Origin of the sequence: Streptomyces sp. NPDC015130 (assembly GCF_043080005.1) — a bacterium.
Lineage (GTDB): Bacteria > Actinomycetota > Actinomycetes > Streptomycetales > Streptomycetaceae > Streptomyces.
The window spans coordinates 207,697-225,347 of the sequence record NZ_JBIBVC010000001.1 but is presented as its reverse complement, the minus strand read 5'-3'; the positions used below and the strand labels follow the sequence as shown (position 1 = coordinate 225,347).

The following is a 17,651-nucleotide window of genomic DNA, read 5'->3' as shown; positions in this document are numbered from 1 at the left end:
GGGACGCCGCGGTGGACCGGGGCACGTACCCTTTTCTGTTGTGCCGAACGCCAACGAAGACACCCCGACCGCACTGAGCCAGGTGCAACGCCGCGCGGTCAGCGAACTGCTGCGTGTGTCCCCTGTCGCCGATGACCTTGCCCGCCGCTTCCAGGAGGCCGGGTTCAGCCTCGCGCTGGTCGGTGGCTCGGTGCGGGATGCCCTGCTCGGCCGGCTCGGCAACGACCTGGACTTCACCACCGACGCCCGCCCCGAGGACGTCCTGAAGATCGTCCGTCCATGGGCCGACTCCGTCTGGGAGGTCGGGATCGCCTTCGGGACCGTCGGTTCGCAGAAGAACGGCTACCAGATCGAGGTCACGACGTACCGCTCCGAGGCGTACGACCGGACCTCTCGGAAGCCCGAGGTCTCCTACGGCGACTCCATCGACCAGGACCTCGTCCGGCGTGACTTCACCGTCAACGCCATGGCCGTGGCCCTCCCCGAGAAGGAGTTCATCGACCCGTACGGCGGTCTGGAAGACCTTGCCGCCAGGGTCCTGCGTACGCCGGGAACGCCCGAGGAGTCCTTCTCCGACGACCCGCTGCGGATGATGCGGGCCGCGCGCTTCGCCGCCCAGCTGGACTTCGAGGTGGCACCCGAGGTCGTCACGGCGATGCGTGAGATGTCCGGCCGGATCGAGATCGTCTCCGCCGAGCGGGTCCGGGAAGAGCTCAACAAGCTGCTGCTCTCCGCGCACCCCCGGAAGGGCCTCGGCCTGCTCGTGGACACCGGTCTCGCCGACCACGTCATCCCCGAGCTGCCCGCGCTGCGCCTGGAGAGCGACGAGCACCACCGGCACAAGGACGTCTACGAGCACTCGCTGACCGTGCTCGACCAGGCCATCGACCTGGAGGAGGACGGCCCCGACCTGGTGCTGCGCCTCGCGGCCCTGCTCCATGACATCGGCAAGCCGCGCACCCGTCGCTTCGAGAAGGACGGCCGGGTCTCGTTCCACCACCACGAGGTGGTGGGCGCGAAGATGACCAAGAAGCGCATGACCGCGCTGAAGTACTCCAACGAGATGATCAAGGACGTCTCGCGGCTGGTCGAGCTGCACCTCCGTTTCCACGGATACGGGGACGGCGAGTGGACCGACTCGGCCGTGCGTCGCTATGTCCGCGACGGGGGACCGCTGCTCTCGCGGCTGCACAAGCTGACCCGTTCGGACTGCACCACGCGCAACAAGCGCAAGGCGGCGGCGCTCTCCCGTACCTATGACGGCCTGGAGGTGCGCATCGCCCAGCTCCAGGAGCAGGAGGAACTGGACGCGATCCGTCCTGACCTGGACGGCAACCAGATCCAGGAGATCCTCGCCATCGGGCCCGGCCCGGCCATCGGTCAGGCCTACAAGTTCCTGCTGGAGCTCCGGCTGGAGAATGGGCCGATGGAGCACGAGCAGGCCGTCGCGGCACTCAAGGAGTGGTGGGCCGCGCGCGGCTGAGGCAGGCAGAACCGGGCTGATCGAGTCGATGTTTCACGTGAAACACCCGCGTTTCACGTGAAACATCCGCCCGGTCGAGACCGGGGCGGTGACGCCGTGGAGGGGTGGTGTTTCACGTGAAACATCACCCCTCCACGCGTTCCCTGTGCAGGGCCAGCGCGATCACCGCGTAGAGCGCCGCCACCAGGACGACCAGCAAGGGCGAGCGGCCGTCCGGCGGCAGCATCAGCGCCGCGATGCCCGCCGCGGCGACGAAGGCGACGTTGAACAGCACGTCGTAGAGGGCGAAGACCCGGCCTCGGTAGGCGTCGTCCACGGCCGTCTGCACCACCGTGTCCGTCGCGATCTTGGCTCCCTGGGTGATGAGCCCGAGGACGAAGGCGGCGACGAGGAAGGGGACGGGGTCGAAGAACAGGCCGAGGGTCGGCTCCAGAACGGCGGCGATCCCGGCGCACAGGGTCATCCAGCCGAAGGGCCCCAGCCTTCCCACCGCCCATGGGGAGAGGACGGCCGCCGCGAAGAACCCGGCGCCCGAGGCCGCGACGGCGATCCCGAGGAGGCCGAGTCCGTCGGACTCCGTGGTGCTCCAGGAATAGCGGCTGAGCATCAGCACGGTGACGAGCAGGGCGCCGTAGCAGAAGCGCATCAGGGCCACCGCGGCCAGCGCCCTGGCGGCGGGCCGTCGTTCGGCCAGGTGCCGTAGCCCCTCGGCCAGACCCCGGGCCGTGGAGGCCAGGGCCGAAGCGAGTCGTCGAGGGGGGAGCTCCTGATCGGGTCCGAGGAGTTCCCGGGGGATGCGCAGGGAGGCGAGGGCGGACACGAGGTAGAGGGCGGCACCGAAGGCCACCACCGCGGCGTCGGACCCGTCGGTCAGCAGCCGGACACCGAAGGCCAGACCTCCCCCGAGTGTCGCGGCGAGGGTGCCGGCCGTGGGGGAGAGCGAGTTCGCCACGACCAGTCGTTCCTCGTCGACGACGCGGGGAAGCGCGGCCGAGAGTCCGGCGAGGACGAAGCGGTTGACCGCCGTGACGGAGAGCGCGGAGGCGTAGAAGAGCCAGTCGGGCACGGAGGCGACGATGAGCACGGCGGTCCCGCAGGCGAGCAGGGCCCGCAGGAGGTTCCCGTAGAGAAAGACCTGCCTGCGCTGCCAGCGGTCGAGGAAGACGCCGGCGAAGGGCCCGACGAGCGAGTACGGGAGCAGGAGCACGGCCATGGCAGAGGCGATGGCGGCGGCTGAGGTCTGCTTCTCGGGGGAGAAGACGACGTACGTGGCCAGGGCCACCTGGTAGACACCGTCGGCGCCCTGGGAGAGCAGCCGGACGGTGAGCAGGCGGCGGAAGTTCGTCAGGCGCAGGAGTACGCGCAGATCACGTACGACGGACATGGCAGCAAGACTCACATACGAAGAGGGCCCCCGGGCAGCACCCGGGGACCCTCTTCGACAAGCGTGTGACGCTTAGCGCTCGACCTCGCCCTTGATGAACTTCTCGACGTTGGCCAGGGCCTCGTCGTCGAAGTACTGGACCGGCGGGCTCTTCATGAAGTAGCTCGACGCGGAGAGGATGGGGCCGCCGATGCCGCGGTCCTTGGCGATCTTCGCGGCGCGCAGGGCGTCGATGATGACACCCGCGGAGTTCGGGGAGTCCCACACCTCGAGCTTGTACTCGAGGTTCAGCGGAACGTCACCGAAGGCACGGCCCTCGAGGCGGACGTACGCCCACTTGCGGTCGTCCAGCCAGGCCACGTAGTCCGACGGGCCGATGTGGACGTTCTTCTCGCCCAGCTCGCGGTCCGGGATCTGCGAGGTGACGGCCTGCGTCTTGGAGATCTTCTTGGACTCGAGGCGGTCGCGCTCGAGCATGTTCTTGAAGTCCATGTTGCCGCCGACGTTGAGCTGCATGGTGCGCTCAAGACGGACACCGCGGTCCTCGAACAGCTTCGCCATCACGCGGTGCGTGATGGTCGCGCCGACCTGCGACTTGATGTCGTCGCCGACGATCGGGACGCCCGCCTCGGTGAACTTGTCCGCCCACTCCTTGGTGCCGGCGATGAAGACCGGGAGAGCGTTGACGAACGCGACCTTGGCGTCGATGGCGCACTGCGCGTAGAACTTCGCGGCGTCCTCGGAACCCACGGGCAGGTAGCAGACGAGAACGTCGACCTGGCGGTCCTTGAGGACCTGGACGACGTCGACCGGCTCCTCGGCGGACTCCTCGATGGTCATGCGGTAGTACTTACCGAGACCGTCGAGGGTGTGACCACGCTGGACCGTGACGCCCGCGTTCGGGACGTCGCAGATCTTGATGGTGTTGTTCTCGCTGGCGCCGATGGCGTCCGAGAGGTCGAGGCCGACCTTCTTCGCGTCGACGTCGAACGCGGCGACGAACTCGACGTCACCGACGTGGTAGTCGCCGAACTGGACGTGCATCAGGCCGGGCACCTTGGTCGCCGGGTCGGCGTCCTTGTAGTACTCGACGCCCTGGACCAGCGAGGCGGCGCAGTTGCCCACGCCGACGATGGCTACGCGAACCGAACCCATTTCCGGTTGCTCCCTGTTGTGATCGTGGAAGCCCTGCTGTGCGCAGGGTTTCACTTGGCGGTGTCGTCGGACGGATCCGGCCGGGTACTGCCCCCGTGCCGGGGCAGGCCGCCCGTTTCTCCAGAATCGTTGTCGTGCAGAGCGGGGGCGTCCGGACCGGATCGCTGATCCCGTCCCGCCCGCTCGCTCTCGATGAGCTCGTTCAGCCAGCGCACTTCGCGCTCCACGGACTCCATACCGTGGCGCTGCAGCTCAAGCGTGTAGTCGTCGAGTCGCTCGCGGGTCCGGGCCAGGGAGGCGCGCATCTTCTCCAGACGCTCCTCCAGCCGGCTGCGGCGGCCTTCGAGCACCCGCATCCGTACTTCGCGCTCGGTCTGGCCGAAGAAGGCGAAGCGGGCGGCGAAGTGCTCGTCCTCCCAGGCGTCGGGACCCGTGTGGGTCAGGAGCTCCTCGAAGTGCTCCTTACCTTCCGGTGTCAACCGGTAGACGATCTTGGCCCGGCGTCCTGCGAGTGAAGCGGCGAGGGCCTCCTCGGGGGCGCTGCCCGGTTCCTCGATCAACCAGCCGTTGGCGACCAGCGTCTTGAGGCAGGGATACAGCGTCCCGTAGCTGAAGGCCCGGAAGACCCCCAGCGAGGTGTTGAGGCGCTTCCGCAGCTCGTACCCGTGCATCGGGGCCTCGCGGAGCAGGCCGAGAACGGCGAACTCGAGGATGCCTGAGCGCCTGCTCATCCGTCGCCTCCTCCGCTTCTCGGGACCCTTATGCCGTGCTGATGTATCGACTCGATACATCAGCACGATAGAACGGCCCCCCTGTCTCGACAAGTGGGACCGCCGTGACCGGCGTCACATCGTCAATTCACAGCGATCGACTTGCCTGATTTGGGGTGAACTCCGGCTCTACGTGGGTTTTGGCCCTGCGTAGTCTGTGCGGCATGCAGACCACCGGGAACCAAGCGATGCCGCGGGGCGTCAGTGCTGCGGGTGACCGGCTGCGTTACGGAGGGGCCTCCGATGGGGTTCCGCCCGTGCGCATTTCGGGGGGACCGGAACTCAACTGCCGCTTCCAGGCGTATGCGCCTGCCCGAGGAGTAGTCGTTCGATGAGCGAGCACCGTCGCAAAATGTCACCGCAGGAGCCGCCGACAGGTGGCCGCGCGGCGACACGGCGCGCTGCCCAGCAGCCGGTGGGCCGCAGGTCGGCCCCGGCCCAGGATGTCGGTAGGGGGGGCCCATCGGCCTCGTACGGACCGCATGCTTCCCATGAGGAGGAGCCGCGTCCCTACGGCGGGCGCGCGGAGGCCCGCCGGGCCGCTCAGCGCGGCGGGCGTCGCAGGGGTGCCGAAGCCGGCCCCGGTGGCCCTGGTGGACCGGCCGGTCCCGGTGGCGGCCGACGCGGTGGCGGCGGTGGCGGTCACGGCAGCGGTCCGGGGCGTGGCTCCGGTGGTCGTCCGCCGGGCAAGAAGCGGTTCATCGACTACCCGCGCCACGACAAGTACGGCTGGCGTCGCTGGCTGCCGTCGTGGAGGCTCGTGACGGGCACGTTCCTGGTGTTCCTGGGCATGGCGATGGGCGGCGCGGTCTTCGCGTACTCGCAGGTCACCATCCCCGAGACGGACGAGACCGCGGTCTCGCAGAACAACATCTACTACTGGGCCGACGGCTCGCGCATGGTCGCGACCGGCAGTGGTACGAACCGTCAGATCGTCGGGATCGAGCAGATCCCGAGGGTCATGCAGGAGGCCGTGGTCTCGGCCGAGAACAAGACCTTCTGGACGGACTCGGGTGTCGACCCGATGGGCATGGGCCGCGCCGTGTGGAACATGGCCAAGGGTGGCGACACCCAGGGTGGTTCGACCATCACCCAGCAGTACGTGAAGAACAACCGGCTCAACGACCAGTCGCAGACCCTCAGCCGGAAGGTGAAGGAACTCTTCATCTCCATGAAGGTCGGCAACGAGCTGGGCAAGCCCGCGATCATGGCCGGCTACCTGAACACCTCGTACTACGGGCGCGGTGCCTACGGCATCCAGGCGGCTTCCCGCGCGTACTTCAACAAGGACGCGAAGCACCTCAACGCCAGTGAGTCGGCGCTGCTCACCGCGGTGCTGAAGGGCGCGACGTACTACGACCCCGCCGGCTACCCGGAGATCGACGCCGAGGCCACGCCCGAGAAGAACCTCGACCGCGCCACCAAGCGGTGGAGCTGGATCCTCGACGAGATGGTCAAGGACAAGAAGATCACGGCCGAGGAGCGGGCGAAGTACACGTCGTTCCCCAAGGTCCAGAAGCGCAAGCAGGACGCGCAGCTGACCGGCCAGATCGGCTACCTCGTGAGCACGGCCAAGGCGAACTTCATCAACAACAACACCGAGGGCATCGGCGCCAAGGAGCTGGAGCGCGGCGGCTACGAGATCTACACCACCTTCGAGAAGAAGAAGGTGAATGCGCTCGAGAAGTCGGTCAAGAAGGTCTACGACGAGCACATCGACCCGAAGAAGCGGCCGAAGACGGACACCCACGTCCAGTTCGGCGGCGCCTCGGTGAACGTGCAGACCGGCGCGCTGGTCGCGCTCTACGGCGGTACCGACGCCACCAAGCACTTCACCAACAACGCCGACACGACCGGTGCCCAGGTCGGATCGACCTTCAAGCCCTTCGTGCTGGCCGCCGCGATGCAGGACGGCGTCCGGGACAAGGAGCTCGGTGAGGTACAGGACGCGTCCTCCCGCACGATCGTGGACCCGGACAAGAGCCGTTACTCCGGCAAGAACAAGCTGAAGATCCGGAAGTACAACGGCGAGATCTGGGAGAACGAGAAGGGGGAGGAGTGGTTCCAGACCAACGACGGTGACGCGAGCTACGGGCCGATGACCCTGCGCCGGGCCATGATCAAGTCGGCCAACTCCCCGTACGTGCAGCTCGGCATGGACGTCGGCATCGACAAGGTCCGAGCGGCCGCGGTCAAGGCCGGTCTGCGCGAGGACTCGCTCGTCAAGGGCGAGGTGCCCTCCTTCTCCCTCGGTATCTCCAGCCCGAGCGCGATCCGGATGGCCGGCGCCTACGCGACCTTCGCGGACAACGGCCAGCAGAAGGACCCGTTCTCGGTGACCAAGGTGGTCAAGGGCGGCAAGACCATCTACAAGCACGAGGTCAAGACCCAGCAGGCCTTCACGACGGCCATCGCCAGCAACGTCACCGACGTCCTCCGGGACGTCGTGGAGGACCCGGAGGGCACGGGTAACAACGCGGCCATCCCGGGTCGCGCCGTGGCCGGCAAGACCGGTACGACCGACGGCAACAAGTCGGCCTGGTTCGTGGGCTACACCCCGCAGCTGTCGACCGCCATCGACATGTACCGCTTCGACGACGACGAGTCGAAGAAGAACCGCGAGTTCGAGGAGATGTACGGCACGGGTGACCGGGACACGATCCACGGTTCGTCCTTCCCGTCGCAGATCTGGAACGACTACATGACGGATGCCGTCGAGGGCATGCCGGACGTGAAGTTCCCCGAGCCCGAGGACCTGGAGGACGCCAAGCCGGTCTTCGGCGGAGGCGCCACCAGCCCGACCCCGTCGCCGACGGCCACCCCGACGCCCACCGAGACCACGGCGACGCCGACGACGGAGGCGCCGACGACGACTCCCCCGGCCACCCCGACGACGACTCCCCCGACGCGGCCGACGAAGTCGCCGAAGCCGGGCAAGACGACCTGCAACGTCTGGGACTGGGACTGCAACAACCCGGGCGGTGACCCGGGCGGCAACACCGGTGAGCCGACGACCACGCCGCCGACCACGACGGAGGCGCCGGAACCGACCGATACGCCGACGACGGAGGACACGGGCAACGGGACCGGCAAGCCCGGCAACGGCGGCGAGGAAGGCGTCTGGACTCCCTGATCCGGACCCAGCCCCCCGGGCCGGACCTCCCGGGGCGCACCGTCCAGGGCACGCAGTGAGGGCCGTCGCGTCCGTCCGTACCTCTCGTACGGACCGGACGCGGCGGCCCTCGCCGTTTCGCCGGGGACGTACGGCAGGATGTCCCCCATGCCGAGCCTCCAGAAGACGCGCGAGCCGCGGGCCCCGCGGACGGTCATCCCCACCCACCGGGACGAGGTGGCCGCCGCGGGCAGCGAGCTGATCGGCGGTCCTCTCGGCCGCCGCGCACTGACCGGCCGCGGTCAGTTCACACCGGTGCGGGTGATCGCCCTCGTGGCCATCGGGATGTTCGCCCTCGGCATGGTGCAGAAGCTGCCCTGCTACAACTGGGCGTGGTTCCGGGGGACCACCTCCCAGTACACCCACGCCTGTTACTCGGACATCCCGCACCTCTTCTCCGGGCGTGGGTTCGCCGACGGCCTGGTGCCCTACTTCGACCGGCTGACCGGCGACATACCGTTCCTGGAGTACCCGGTCCTGACGGGCCTCTTCATGGAGGTCGCGTCCTGGCTGACGCCCGGCGGCGGCACCATGGACCACCGCGAGCAGACGTTCTGGATGGTCAACGCGGGCATGCTGATGGTCTGCGCGGCCGTCCTCGCGGTCTGTGTCTCGCGGACGCACCGGAACCGCCCCTGGGACGGCCTGCTGGTCGCCCTGGCGCCCTCCGTCGCGCTCACCGCCACGATCAACTGGGACATACTGGCCGTCGCGCTGACCTCCGCGGCGGTCCTCCTGTGGTCGCGCGGCCGGCCGCTCGGCTTCGGCATCCTGCTCGGTCTCGCCACCGCCGCGAAGTTCTACCCGATACTGCTGCTGGTCCCGCTGCTGCTGCTCTGCTGGCGCGCGGGGAAGTGGCGCGAGTACGGGACGGCCGTGCTCGGCGCGGCCGGTGCGTGGCTGGTCGTGAACCTGCCCGTGATGCTGATGGCGCCCGAGGGGTGGAAGCAGTTCTACCTCTTCAGCCGTGACCGGAACGTCGACTTCGGTTCGGTCTGGCTGCTGGTCAGCCAGCGGACGGGCACGTCGATCACGCCGGACAAGGCCAACATGTACGCCTTGCTGCTCATGGTCGTCGCGGTGGCCGCGCTCGGCTTCCTGGCGTTCAGCGCTCCGCGCAGGCCCCGCTTCGTCCAGCTGGCCTTCCTGGTCGTCGCCGCCTTCGTCCTGACCAACAAGGTCTACTCGCCGCAGTACGTGCTGTGGCTCGTCCCGCTCGCGGCCCTCGCGAGGCCGCGCTGGCGCGACTTCCTGATCTGGCAGGCGTGCGAGGTCATGTACTTCCTGAGCATCTGGATGTACCTGGCCTTCATGAACAGCGGCAACAAGCAGGGACTGCCGGTCGACGGCTACCAGTTCGCGATCGTCCTGCACCTGCTCGGCACGCTGTACCTGTGCGTCATGGTCGTACGCGACATCCTCCGGCCCGAGAAGGACCCGGTCCGGCAGGACGGCTCGGACGACCCCTCCGGGGGCGTTCTGGACGGCGCGGAGGACGTCTTCGTCACGGGCAGGGCGGCCCATCCGGCCCGGCACGCGGCGCCGGCGGTGGAGGGGCCGAGGGTGGAATGGGGCACCCCCGGGGATCCGGAACCGAAGACGGAACCGGACTCCCGGGGGTGAACGTGTTCGACCGGCTCAGCGCTCCACGAGCCGGTCGAACTGCGTCGTGGTGTGGCGCAGGTGCGCCACCAGCTCGTCGCCGACGCGGGGCTCCTGGGCGTCGGAGGGCACGAACAGGATCGACACCTGCATGTGCGGCGGCTCGGCGAACCAGCGCTGCTTGCCCGCCCAGACGAAGGGCGACAGGTTCCGGTTGACCGTGGCCAGCCCGGCCCGTGCGACGCCCTTGGCGCGCGGCATGACGCCGTGCATGGCCTTGGGGGCCTCCAGACCGACGCCGTGCGAGGTGCCGCCGGCGACGACGACCAGCCAGCCGTCCGACGCGGCCTTCTGCTGGCGGTAGCCGAAACGGTCCCCCTTGGCGACCCGGGTCACGTCGAGGACGGCGCCCCGGTACTCGGTGGCCTCGTGGTCGCCCAGCCAGAGCCGGGTGCCGATCCGCGCGCGGAAGCGGGTCTGCGGGAACTGCTGCTGGAGTCGGGCCTGTTCCTCGGCCCGCAGGTGGCTCACGAACATGGTGTGCAGCGGCAGGCGGGCGGCCCGCAGCCGGTCCATCCAGGCGATGACCTCCTCGACCGCGTCGGTGCCGTCCGGGCGGTCCAGCGGGAGGTGGAGGGCGAAGCCCTCCAGCCGTACGTCCTCGATGGCGGCGTGGAGCTGCTGGAGCTCCCCTTCGTGGACGCCGTGGCGCTTCATCGAGCTCATGCACTCGATCACGACCCGGGCGCCCACCAGGGCGTGGACGCCGTCCACGGAGGACACGGAGCGGATGACCCGGTCGGGCAGCGGAACCGGTTCCTCACCCCGTCGGAAGGGGGTGAGGACCAGCAGGTCGCCGCTGAACCAGTCCTTGATCCGCGCGGCTTCGTAGGTGGTGCCGACCGCGAGCATGTCGGCACCGAAGCGGGCGGCCTCGTCGGCGAGGCGCTCGTGCCCGAAGCCGTAGCCGTTGCCCTTGCAGACCGGGATCAGACCGGGGAACTGGTCGATGACCGTCTTCTGGTGCGCGCGCCAGCGAGCGGTGTCGACGTAGAGGGAGAGCGCCATGGCCGGCCCGGAACCTTTCTGGTGGCAGCGGTGTATCAAAGATATGTACGAGACTACGGAACCGTCGCCGAAGCGACGCGGCTCAGCGGCGGGACATGTAGATGTCGAGCGCCTTGTGCAGCAGCTTGTTCAGCGGGAAGTCCCACTCGCCGACGTACTCGACGGCCTCGCCGCCGGTGCCCACCTTGAACTGGATGAGCCCGAAGAGGTGGTCGGTCTCGTCGAGCGAGTCGGAGATGCCCCGCAGGTCGTAGACGGTCGCGCCCATCGCGTAGGCGTCGCGCAGCATCCGCCACTGCATCGCGTTCGAGGGCCGGACCTCGCGGCCGATGTTGTCGGAGGCGCCGTAGGAGTACCAGACGTGGCCGCCGACGACGAGCATGGTCGCGGCCGACAGGTTCACGCCGTTGTGACGCGCGAAGTAGAGCCGCATGCGGTTGGGGTCCTCGTTGTTGAGGACGGTCCACATGCGCTGGAAGTACGAGAGCGGGCGCGGCCGGAAGTGGTCGCGGACGGCCGTGATCTCGTAGAGGCGCTGCCACTCGGCCAGGTCCTCGTAGCCGCCCTGGACGACCTCGACGCCGGCCTTCTCGGCCTTCTTGATGTTGCGGCGCCACAGCTGGTTGAAGCCCTTGAGGACGTCGTCGAGCGAGCGGTTGGCGAGCGGGACCTGGAAGACGTAGCGGGGCTGGACGTCGCCGAAGCCGGCGCCGCCGTCCTCGGCCTGCTGCCAGCCCATCTTCCGCAGCCGGTCGGCGACCTCGAAGGCGCGCGGCTCGATGTGGGTGGCCTCGACGTCCTTGAGGCGCTTCACGTCCGGGTCCTGGATGCCGGACTTGATCGCGGCGGCGTCCCAGCGGCGGATGACGACCGGCGGGCCCATCTTCACCGAGAACGCGCCCTGCTGCTTGAGGTGCGCCAGCATCGGCTGCAGCCAGTCGTCGAGGTTGGGCGCGTGCCAGTTGATGACCGGGCCCTCGGGCAGGTAGGCCAGGTAGCGCTTGATCTTCGGGAGCTGGCGGTAGAGCACCAGGCCGACGCCGACGAGCTCGCCGTTCTTGTCGAACCAACCGAGGTTCTCCGAGCGCCACTCGGTCTTCACATCAGCCCACGCCGGGACCTGGCAGTGGCTCGCCGCGGGCTGGCTCTGGATGAATCCCAGATGCTGCTCACGGCTGATGGTCCTCAGGGTCAGGCTCATGCGGGGCGCTCCTCGGCAGGTGTGTCCCCATCGGTCAGGGGCTCCGGCTCTCGCGCCGAAGCCTACTGTGACCGGGGAGCGCCCCGAATGGGCGTGTGCGCCCCGACGTGCCGCCGGACGCGCCGCCCAGGTGCCGCCGGCTCAGCTGATGACGCCGCCGAAGAGGCCTCCGTGGGCCATGCCGAGGTAGAAGCCGAACGCCGAGGCGCCGAGTCCGAGGATCAGCAGGAAGCGTTCGCGGGTCGTCACGGAGATGAACTGTCCGTAGGCACCGGTCAGGATGCCGATCAGGCCCGACCAGGAGCTCAGCAGGTGCAGGTTGTCGAACTGCGCGGTGACGAAGGCGAGGACACCCAGCACCAGCGTCACGCCTACCAGCGTGTCCTGGAGGGGGTGGGGCTTGCCGTCGGTCGCGAAGAGGGAATGGCCGGGGTCGGGTCGCATTGCCTGTGCCATGGGGCACCTCCTGGCGTTGCTGCGCGAGGGCGGCGCGTCGAGGCGCCGCCGACATCCGTTGTGTACAGATTGCGTCCCCTCACCGGGGAATTTCAACCGCAGGCCGATGTACGGGTACTCTGTACAGCTGCGCCGGTGTCTGCCCAGGTCCCTCCGGGACCCCCGACGGTCCTCTCGTTCACCGAGGGTGATTGTCAGTGGTGGCGGATACCGTTGCTTACGCATCACGACCCTCCTGCCACGGAACGACCGTGGCCGCTGAGTCCAAAGGAGGTGGGTTCCACATGCGTCACTACGAGGTGATGGTCATCCTCGACCCCGATCTGGAGGAGCGCGCTGTCGCCCCCCTGATCGAGAACTTCCTCTCCGTCGTCCGTGAGGGCAACGGAAAGGTTGAGAAGGTCGACACCTGGGGCCGTCGTCGTCTCTCGTACGAGATCAAGAAGAAGCCCGAGGGCATCTACTCGGTCATCGACCTGCAGGCCGAGCCTGCGGTCGTCAAGGAGCTCGACCGCCAGATGAACCTGAACGAGTCGGTCCTCCGGACCAAGGTCCTCCGCCCCGAGACCCACTGAGCTTCTAGCTCAGAGGTCATCGGGTTCGAGTAGCTACAAAGCAGCCAGAAGCAATCCCGCCGAGAGGTTCCCCCATGGCAGGCGAGACCGTCATCACGGTCGTCGGCAATCTTGTCGACGACCCCGAGCTGCGCTTCACCCCGTCCGGTGCGGCGGTCGCGAAGTTCCGTATCGCGTCCACCCCCCGCACCTTCGACCGTCAGACCAACGAGTGGAAGGACGGCGAGAGCCTCTTCCTCACGTGCTCGGTCTGGCGTCAGGCGGCGGAGAACGTCGCCGAGTCGCTTCAGCGAGGCATGCGCGTCGTCGTGCAGGGCCGGCTGAAGCAGCGGTCCTACGAGGACCGTGAGGGCGTCAAGCGCACGGTCTACGAGCTGGATGTCGAGGAAGTCGGCCCCAGCCTCAAGAACGCCACGGCCAAGGTCACCAAGACCACCGGTCGCGGTGGTCAGGGCGGCTACGGCGGCGGTGGCCAGCAGCAGGGTGGCGGCGCTTGGGGTGGAAACTCCGGCGGCGGTGGCCAGCAGCAGGGTGGCGGCGGTGCTCCCGCCGACGACCCGTGGGCGACCGGTGCTCCTTCCGGCGGTTCCGGCGGCCAGCAGGGCGGCGGAGGCGGCGGCTGGGGTGGGAACTCCGGCGGCGGCTACTCGGACGAGCCTCCCTTCTAGGGCACGCGCCCTCGAAGCAGCTCGTATCCCCACTTCTTGATCACACAGGAGAAACACCATGGCGAAGCCGCCTGTGCGCAAGCCTAAGAAGAAGGTCTGCGCGTTCTGCAAGGACAAGACCGCGTACGTGGACTACAAGGACACGAACATGCTGCGGAAGTTCATTTCCGACCGCGGCAAGATCCGTGCCCGCCGCGTCACCGGCAACTGCACGCAGCACCAGCGTGACGTCGCCACGGCCGTCAAGAACAGCCGTGAGATGGCGCTGCTGCCCTACACGTCCACCGCGCGATAAGGAAAGGGTGACCGAAAAATGAAGATCATCCTGACCCACGAGGTTTCCGGCCTCGGCGCCGCTGGCGACGTCGTCGACGTCAAGGACGGCTACGCTCGCAACTACCTGGTCCCGCGTGGTTTCGCGATCCGCTGGACCAAGGGTGGCGAGAAGGACGTGGCGCAGATCCGCCGCGCCCGCAAGATCCACGAGATCGCGACCATCGAGCAGGCCAACGAGATCAAGGCCCAGCTCGAGGGCACGAAGGTGCGCCTGGCCGTTCGCTCCGGCGACGCCGGCCGTCTCTTCGGCTCCGTGACCCCGGCCGACATCGCCTCGGCGATCAAGTCCGCGGGTGGCCCCGACGTCGACAAGCGTCGCGTCGAGCTCGGTTCGCCGATCAAGACCCTGGGCTCGCACCAGGTGTCCGTGCGTCTGCACGCCGACGTTGCCGCGAAGCTCGGCGTCGAGATCGTCGCCGCGTAACGCTGCCGCTGGCGCTCTGCGCTCAGCAGTGAGGAAGGGCCGCACCCCTCGGGGTGCGGCCCTTCCGCCGTTTCACGTGAAACGGTCAGCGTGTGGCGCCCGTGACGATCCAGCGGCCGGAGCGCGAGCGCAGCCAGAGCGTCACCATCCGGACGGTCATCATCAGGGTCATCGCCCACCAGAGGGCGGTCAGCCCGCCACCGAGCACCGGAACGAGCAGGGCGACCGGGGCGAAGACCGCGAGGGTCAGCAGCATGGCCCAGGCCAGGTAGGGTCCGTCGCCCGCGCCCATGAGGACTCCGTCGAGGACGAAGACGACACCGGAGATCGGCTGGGACAGCGCGACCACCAGCAGGGCGGGGAGCAGAGTGTCCTGGACGGTGGTGTCACTGGTGAAGAGCGGGATGAACAGGGGACGGGCGACGATGAGGAGCGCGCCGAGCACCACTCCGGAGGCCACGCCCCACTGGACCATGCGGCGGCAGACCTGACGTGCGCCCTCGGCGTCGTTCGCGCCGAGATAGCGGCCGATGATGGCTTGGCCCGCGATGGCGATCGCGTCGAGGGCGAAGGCCATCAGGCTCCACAGGGACAGGATGATCTGGTGGGCGGCGACCTCGGCGTCACCCATCCGGGCCGCGACGGCGGTGGCGATCATCAGGACGGCACGGAGCGACAGCGTACGGACCAGGAGGGGGACGCCGGCCTGGGCGGAGGCGCGGATGCCGGCGGCGTCGGGGCGGAGGGAGGCGCCGTGGCGCCGGGCGCCCCGTACGACCACGACGAGGTAGGCGACGGCCATTCCGCACTGGGCGATGACCGTGCCCCAGGCCGAGCCTGCGATCCCCAGACCCGCGCCGTAGACCAGTCCGACGTTGAGCGCCCCGTTCACTGCGAAGCCCCCGATGGCCACGTAGAGCGGGGTACGGGTGTCCTGGAGGCCGCGCAGCACGCCGGTGGCGGCCAAAACGACGAGCATGGCGGGGATGCCGAGGCTGGAGATCCGGAGGTAGGTCACGGCGTAGGGAGCGGCCGTGTCGGAGGCGCCGAAGACGTCGACGAGCCACGGGGCTGTGGGCAGCGTCAGGGCCACGACGGCGGCGCCGAGGAGAAGGGCGAGCCAGATGCCGTCCATGCCCTGCCGGATGGCGGCCTGGAGGTCGCCCGCGCCGACGCGTCGGGCGACGGCCGCCGTGGTCGCGTAGGCGAGGAAGACGAAGACGCTGACGGCGGTGGAGAGCAGGGCGGCGGCGATCGCGAGCCCCGCGAGCTGGGGGGTACCGAGGTGGCCGACGATGGCGCTGTCGACCATCAGGAAGAGCGGCTCGGCGACGAGCGCACCGAAGGCCGGCAGGGCGAGGGAGACGATCTCGCGGTCGTGCTGTCGGCGGACGGCCTTGGAGGTCGCGGGGGCCTGGATCATGCGGTCAATCTAATCTTCCACAGGTAAGTGATGCAACGCCTTAGGGACTATTACTTTTTGATGGTGTGGGGCTTCGGGTGTGGGCCGTTTGTTCTGATCTTGGGCCAGGTGGAGAACTTTTTCTCCCCCACAGGCCGTGGATGGAAAAACCGCAGGTCAAATGGGTGAGCATGGGGGTGCTATGAGTTTGTCCACATAGCTGTCCCCCGCTCCGTGCACAGGATCCGGGGAGTTCTCCACAGCATCTGGCCGTTCACCCACAGGCCCTGTGGATAACCAGATTGGCTGACGCTCCTCGCGGGCCTACCGTGGTCCGGCGCCCGACGCGCCAGCAGCGGTCGCAAAGCCACTCGTTGATCAAGGCCGTGGCGTAAGAAAGAGTGGCACGGCGAGGTCCGCGGAGCGGACGGGAGGAGGTGGCTTGGTGAGCGTTCCCGAGCCCATGGACGACCCCTGGGCCGACAGCGGACCGAGCGACCGGCTGCCCACCCGTACTCGAGGAGAAGGACGCGGCCGGGGCCGCGGGCGCGACGACCAGCACGAGCGCGGCGACGACGGCCCGTGGGACGGCGGACTCTCCGGTTTCGAGCGCGTCCCCCCGCAGGACCTCGACGCCGAGCAGTCCGTCCTCGGCGGCATGCTGCTCTCCAAGGACGCCATCGCGGACGTCGTGGAGATCATCAAGGGCCACGACTTCTACAAGCCGGCCCACGAGACCGTCTACGCCGCGATCCTCGACCTCTACGCCAAGGGTGAGCCGGCCGACCCCATCACGGTCGGCGCCGAACTCACCAAGCGTGGCGAGATCACCCGCGTCGGCGGCGCCTCCTACCTCCACACCCTGGTCCAGTCGGTCCCGACCGCGGCCAACGCCTCGTACTACGCCGAGATCGTCCACGAGCGTGCCGTCCTGCGCCGCCTCGTGGAGGCCGGCACCAAGATCACGCAGATGGGCTACGCGGCCGACGGGGACGTCGACGAGATCGTGAACTCGGCCCAGGCCGAGATCTACGCGGTCACCGAGCAGCGCACCACCGAGGACTACCTGCCGCTCGGCGACATCATGGAGGGGGCCCTCGACGAGATCGAGGCGATCGGCTCCCGCAGCGGCGAGATGACGGGTGTGCCGACCGGCTTCACCGACCTCGACTCGCTCACCAACGGACTGCACCCCGGCCAGATGATCATCATCGCGGCCCGTCCCGCCATGGGTAAGTCGACCCTCGCCCTGGACTTCGCCCGGGCGGCCTCCATCAAGCACAACCTGCCCAGCGTCATCTTCTCCCTCGAAATGGGCCGCAACGAGATCGCGATGCGTCTGCTCTCGGCGGAGGCCCGGGTCGCGCTCCACCACATGCGCTCCGGCACGATGACCGACGAGGACTGGACGCGGCTCGCCCGCCGTATGCCCGACGTCTCCCAGGCGCCGCTGTACATCGACGACTCCCCGAACCTGTCGATGATGGAGATCCGGGCCAAGTGCCGTCGGCTCAAGCAGCGCAACGGCCTCAAGCTCGTGATCATCGACTACCTCCAGCTGATGCAGTCGGGCGGCTCCAAGCGGCAGGAGAGCCGTCAGCAGGAGGTCTCCGACATGTCGCGAAACCTCAAGCTCCTCGCCAAGGAGCTGGAGCTGCCCGTGATCGCGCTCTCCCAGCTGAACCGTGGTCCCGAACAGCGCACCGACAAGAAGCCGATGGTCTCCGACCTGCGTGAGTCCGGCTCGATCGAGCAGGACGCCGACATGGTGATCCTGCTGCACCGAGAGGACGCCTACGAGAAGGAGTCCCCGCGGGCCGGCGAGGCGGACATCATCGTCGGCAAGCACCGAAACGGTCCGACGGCCACGATCACCGTCGCCTTCCAGGGCCACTACTCGCGCTTCGTGGACATGGCCCAGACCTGACCCGAGGCGGGACATCGCGTTGGATGGA

General features: G+C 68.5%; 15 protein-coding genes. 8 read left to right on the top strand and 7 right to left on the bottom strand.

The features are described 5' to 3' along the window. Nucleotides 1-40 precede the first annotated feature (40 nt). Entirely contained in the window at nucleotides 41-1,483 is a 1,443-nt protein-coding gene (locus tag ACF08F_RS01075) for a CCA tRNA nucleotidyltransferase (RefSeq protein WP_392296398.1), read from the top strand. Nucleotides 1,484-1,607: 124 nt separating this feature from the next. Here the strand turns inward: ACF08F_RS01075 and ACF08F_RS01070 are convergent, their stop codons facing one another. From ACF08F_RS01070 to ACF08F_RS01060, 3 genes are all read right to left on the bottom strand, one after another. After that, nucleotides 1,608-2,867: an MFS transporter gene (locus ACF08F_RS01070; protein ID WP_392296397.1), complete on the bottom strand. Its 1,260-nt coding sequence runs from the start codon at nucleotides 2,865-2,867 to the stop codon at nucleotides 1,608-1,610. A 72-nt stretch (nucleotides 2,868-2,939) separates the two neighbouring features. Continuing rightward, nucleotides 2,940-4,022, bottom strand: a complete 1,083-nt coding sequence (locus ACF08F_RS01065) for an inositol-3-phosphate synthase (RefSeq protein ID WP_392296396.1) — start codon at nucleotides 4,020-4,022, stop codon at nucleotides 2,940-2,942. Between the two features lie 50 nt (nucleotides 4,023-4,072). Then, nucleotides 4,073-4,753 (bottom strand): PadR family transcriptional regulator, encoded by a 681-nt coding sequence (locus tag ACF08F_RS01060; RefSeq protein WP_024760413.1) that lies wholly within the window; start codon nucleotides 4,751-4,753, stop codon nucleotides 4,073-4,075. A gap of 370 nt (nucleotides 4,754-5,123) precedes the next feature. Here ACF08F_RS01060 and ACF08F_RS01055 point away from each other — a divergent pair, with 370 nt between their 5' ends. Both ACF08F_RS01055 and ACF08F_RS01050 read left to right on the top strand, forming a co-directional pair. Then, entirely contained in the window at nucleotides 5,124-7,925 is a 2,802-nt protein-coding gene (locus tag ACF08F_RS01055) for a transglycosylase domain-containing protein (protein ID WP_392296395.1), read from the top strand. Nucleotides 7,926-8,072: 147 nt separating this feature from the next. Further along, nucleotides 8,073-9,587, top strand: a complete 1,515-nt coding sequence (locus tag ACF08F_RS01050) for a glycosyltransferase family 87 protein (RefSeq protein WP_392296394.1) — start codon at nucleotides 8,073-8,075, stop codon at nucleotides 9,585-9,587. 15 nt (nucleotides 9,588-9,602) lie between these two features. Here the strand turns inward: ACF08F_RS01050 and ACF08F_RS01045 are convergent, their stop codons facing one another. The 3 genes from ACF08F_RS01045 to ACF08F_RS01035 form a co-directional block, all read right to left on the bottom strand. Continuing rightward, complete coding sequence (locus ACF08F_RS01045) at nucleotides 9,603-10,634, bottom strand: alanine racemase (protein ID WP_317597222.1); 1,032 nt, start codon at nucleotides 10,632-10,634, stop codon at nucleotides 9,603-9,605. 82 nt (nucleotides 10,635-10,716) lie between these two features. Further along, the gene (locus ACF08F_RS01040) at nucleotides 10,717-11,835 is read right to left on the bottom strand and encodes a peptidoglycan bridge formation glycyltransferase FemA/FemB family protein (RefSeq protein ID WP_055642437.1); all 1,119 of its coding nucleotides are present in this window, start codon (nucleotides 11,833-11,835) and stop codon (nucleotides 10,717-10,719) included. Between the two features lie 141 nt (nucleotides 11,836-11,976). After that, nucleotides 11,977-12,291, bottom strand: a complete 315-nt coding sequence (locus ACF08F_RS01035) for a hypothetical protein (protein WP_150268224.1) — start codon at nucleotides 12,289-12,291, stop codon at nucleotides 11,977-11,979. Nucleotides 12,292-12,575: 284 nt separating this feature from the next. On the opposite strand from ACF08F_RS01035, the gene rpsF reads away from it, so the two are divergent. The 4 genes from rpsF to rplI all read left to right on the top strand — a co-directional run bounded on the left by rpsF (nucleotide 12,576) and on the right by rplI (nucleotide 14,294). Then, nucleotides 12,576-12,866, top strand: a complete 291-nt coding sequence (rpsF, locus tag ACF08F_RS01030; RefSeq protein WP_005482942.1) for a 30S ribosomal protein S6 — start codon at nucleotides 12,576-12,578, stop codon at nucleotides 12,864-12,866. 74 nt (nucleotides 12,867-12,940) lie between these two features. Continuing rightward, nucleotides 12,941-13,534, top strand: coding sequence for a single-stranded DNA-binding protein (locus tag ACF08F_RS01025; protein WP_392296393.1), 594 nt, complete (start codon nucleotides 12,941-12,943; stop codon nucleotides 13,532-13,534). A gap of 58 nt (nucleotides 13,535-13,592) precedes the next feature. Continuing rightward, entirely contained in the window at nucleotides 13,593-13,829 is a 237-nt protein-coding gene (rpsR, locus tag ACF08F_RS01020; RefSeq protein WP_005315025.1) for a 30S ribosomal protein S18, read from the top strand. 18 nt (nucleotides 13,830-13,847) lie between these two features. Then, nucleotides 13,848-14,294, top strand: coding sequence for a 50S ribosomal protein L9 (gene rplI, locus ACF08F_RS01015; RefSeq protein ID WP_056565090.1), 447 nt, complete (start codon nucleotides 13,848-13,850; stop codon nucleotides 14,292-14,294). Between the two features lie 85 nt (nucleotides 14,295-14,379). On the opposite strand, the gene ACF08F_RS01010 is transcribed toward rplI, so the two are convergent. Beyond that, nucleotides 14,380-15,717, bottom strand: a complete 1,338-nt coding sequence (locus tag ACF08F_RS01010) for an MATE family efflux transporter (RefSeq protein ID WP_392296392.1) — start codon at nucleotides 15,715-15,717, stop codon at nucleotides 14,380-14,382. 424 nt (nucleotides 15,718-16,141) lie between these two features. Here ACF08F_RS01010 and dnaB point away from each other — a divergent pair, with 424 nt between their 5' ends. Then, nucleotides 16,142-17,623, top strand: coding sequence for a replicative DNA helicase (gene dnaB, locus ACF08F_RS01005; RefSeq protein WP_392296391.1), 1,482 nt, complete (start codon nucleotides 16,142-16,144; stop codon nucleotides 17,621-17,623). The last annotated feature ends 28 nt before the right edge of the window (nucleotides 17,624-17,651 follow it).

Excerpts from the sequence above, each read along its gene's own strand:
- ACF08F_RS01035 (WP_150268224.1), bottom strand. The coding sequence starts at position 12,291 with ATGGCACAGGCAATGCGACCCGACCCCGGCCATTCCCTCTTCGCGACC.
- rpsR (WP_005315025.1), top strand. The coding sequence starts at position 13,593 with ATGGCGAAGCCGCCTGTGCGCAAGCCTAAGAAGAAGGTCTGCGCGTTC.
- ACF08F_RS01045 (WP_317597222.1), bottom strand. The coding sequence starts at position 10,634 with ATGGCGCTCTCCCTCTACGTCGACACCGCTCGCTGGCGCGCGCACCAG.
- ACF08F_RS01025 (WP_392296393.1), top strand. The coding sequence starts at position 12,941 with ATGGCAGGCGAGACCGTCATCACGGTCGTCGGCAATCTTGTCGACGAC.
- rplI (WP_056565090.1), top strand. The coding sequence starts at position 13,848 with ATGAAGATCATCCTGACCCACGAGGTTTCCGGCCTCGGCGCCGCTGGC.
- rpsF (WP_005482942.1), top strand. The coding sequence starts at position 12,576 with ATGCGTCACTACGAGGTGATGGTCATCCTCGACCCCGATCTGGAGGAG.
- ACF08F_RS01065 (WP_392296396.1), bottom strand. The coding sequence starts at position 4,022 with ATGGGTTCGGTTCGCGTAGCCATCGTCGGCGTGGGCAACTGCGCCGCC.
- ACF08F_RS01010 (WP_392296392.1), bottom strand. The coding sequence starts at position 15,717 with ATGATCCAGGCCCCCGCGACCTCCAAGGCCGTCCGCCGACAGCACGAC.
- ACF08F_RS01060 (WP_024760413.1), bottom strand. The coding sequence starts at position 4,753 with ATGAGCAGGCGCTCAGGCATCCTCGAGTTCGCCGTTCTCGGCCTGCTC.
- ACF08F_RS01070 (WP_392296397.1), bottom strand. The coding sequence starts at position 2,867 with ATGTCCGTCGTACGTGATCTGCGCGTACTCCTGCGCCTGACGAACTTC.
- ACF08F_RS01040 (WP_055642437.1), bottom strand. The coding sequence starts at position 11,835 with ATGAGCCTGACCCTGAGGACCATCAGCCGTGAGCAGCATCTGGGATTC.
- ACF08F_RS01050 (WP_392296394.1), top strand. The coding sequence starts at position 8,073 with ATGCCGAGCCTCCAGAAGACGCGCGAGCCGCGGGCCCCGCGGACGGTC.
- ACF08F_RS01055 (WP_392296395.1), top strand. The coding sequence starts at position 5,124 with ATGAGCGAGCACCGTCGCAAAATGTCACCGCAGGAGCCGCCGACAGGT.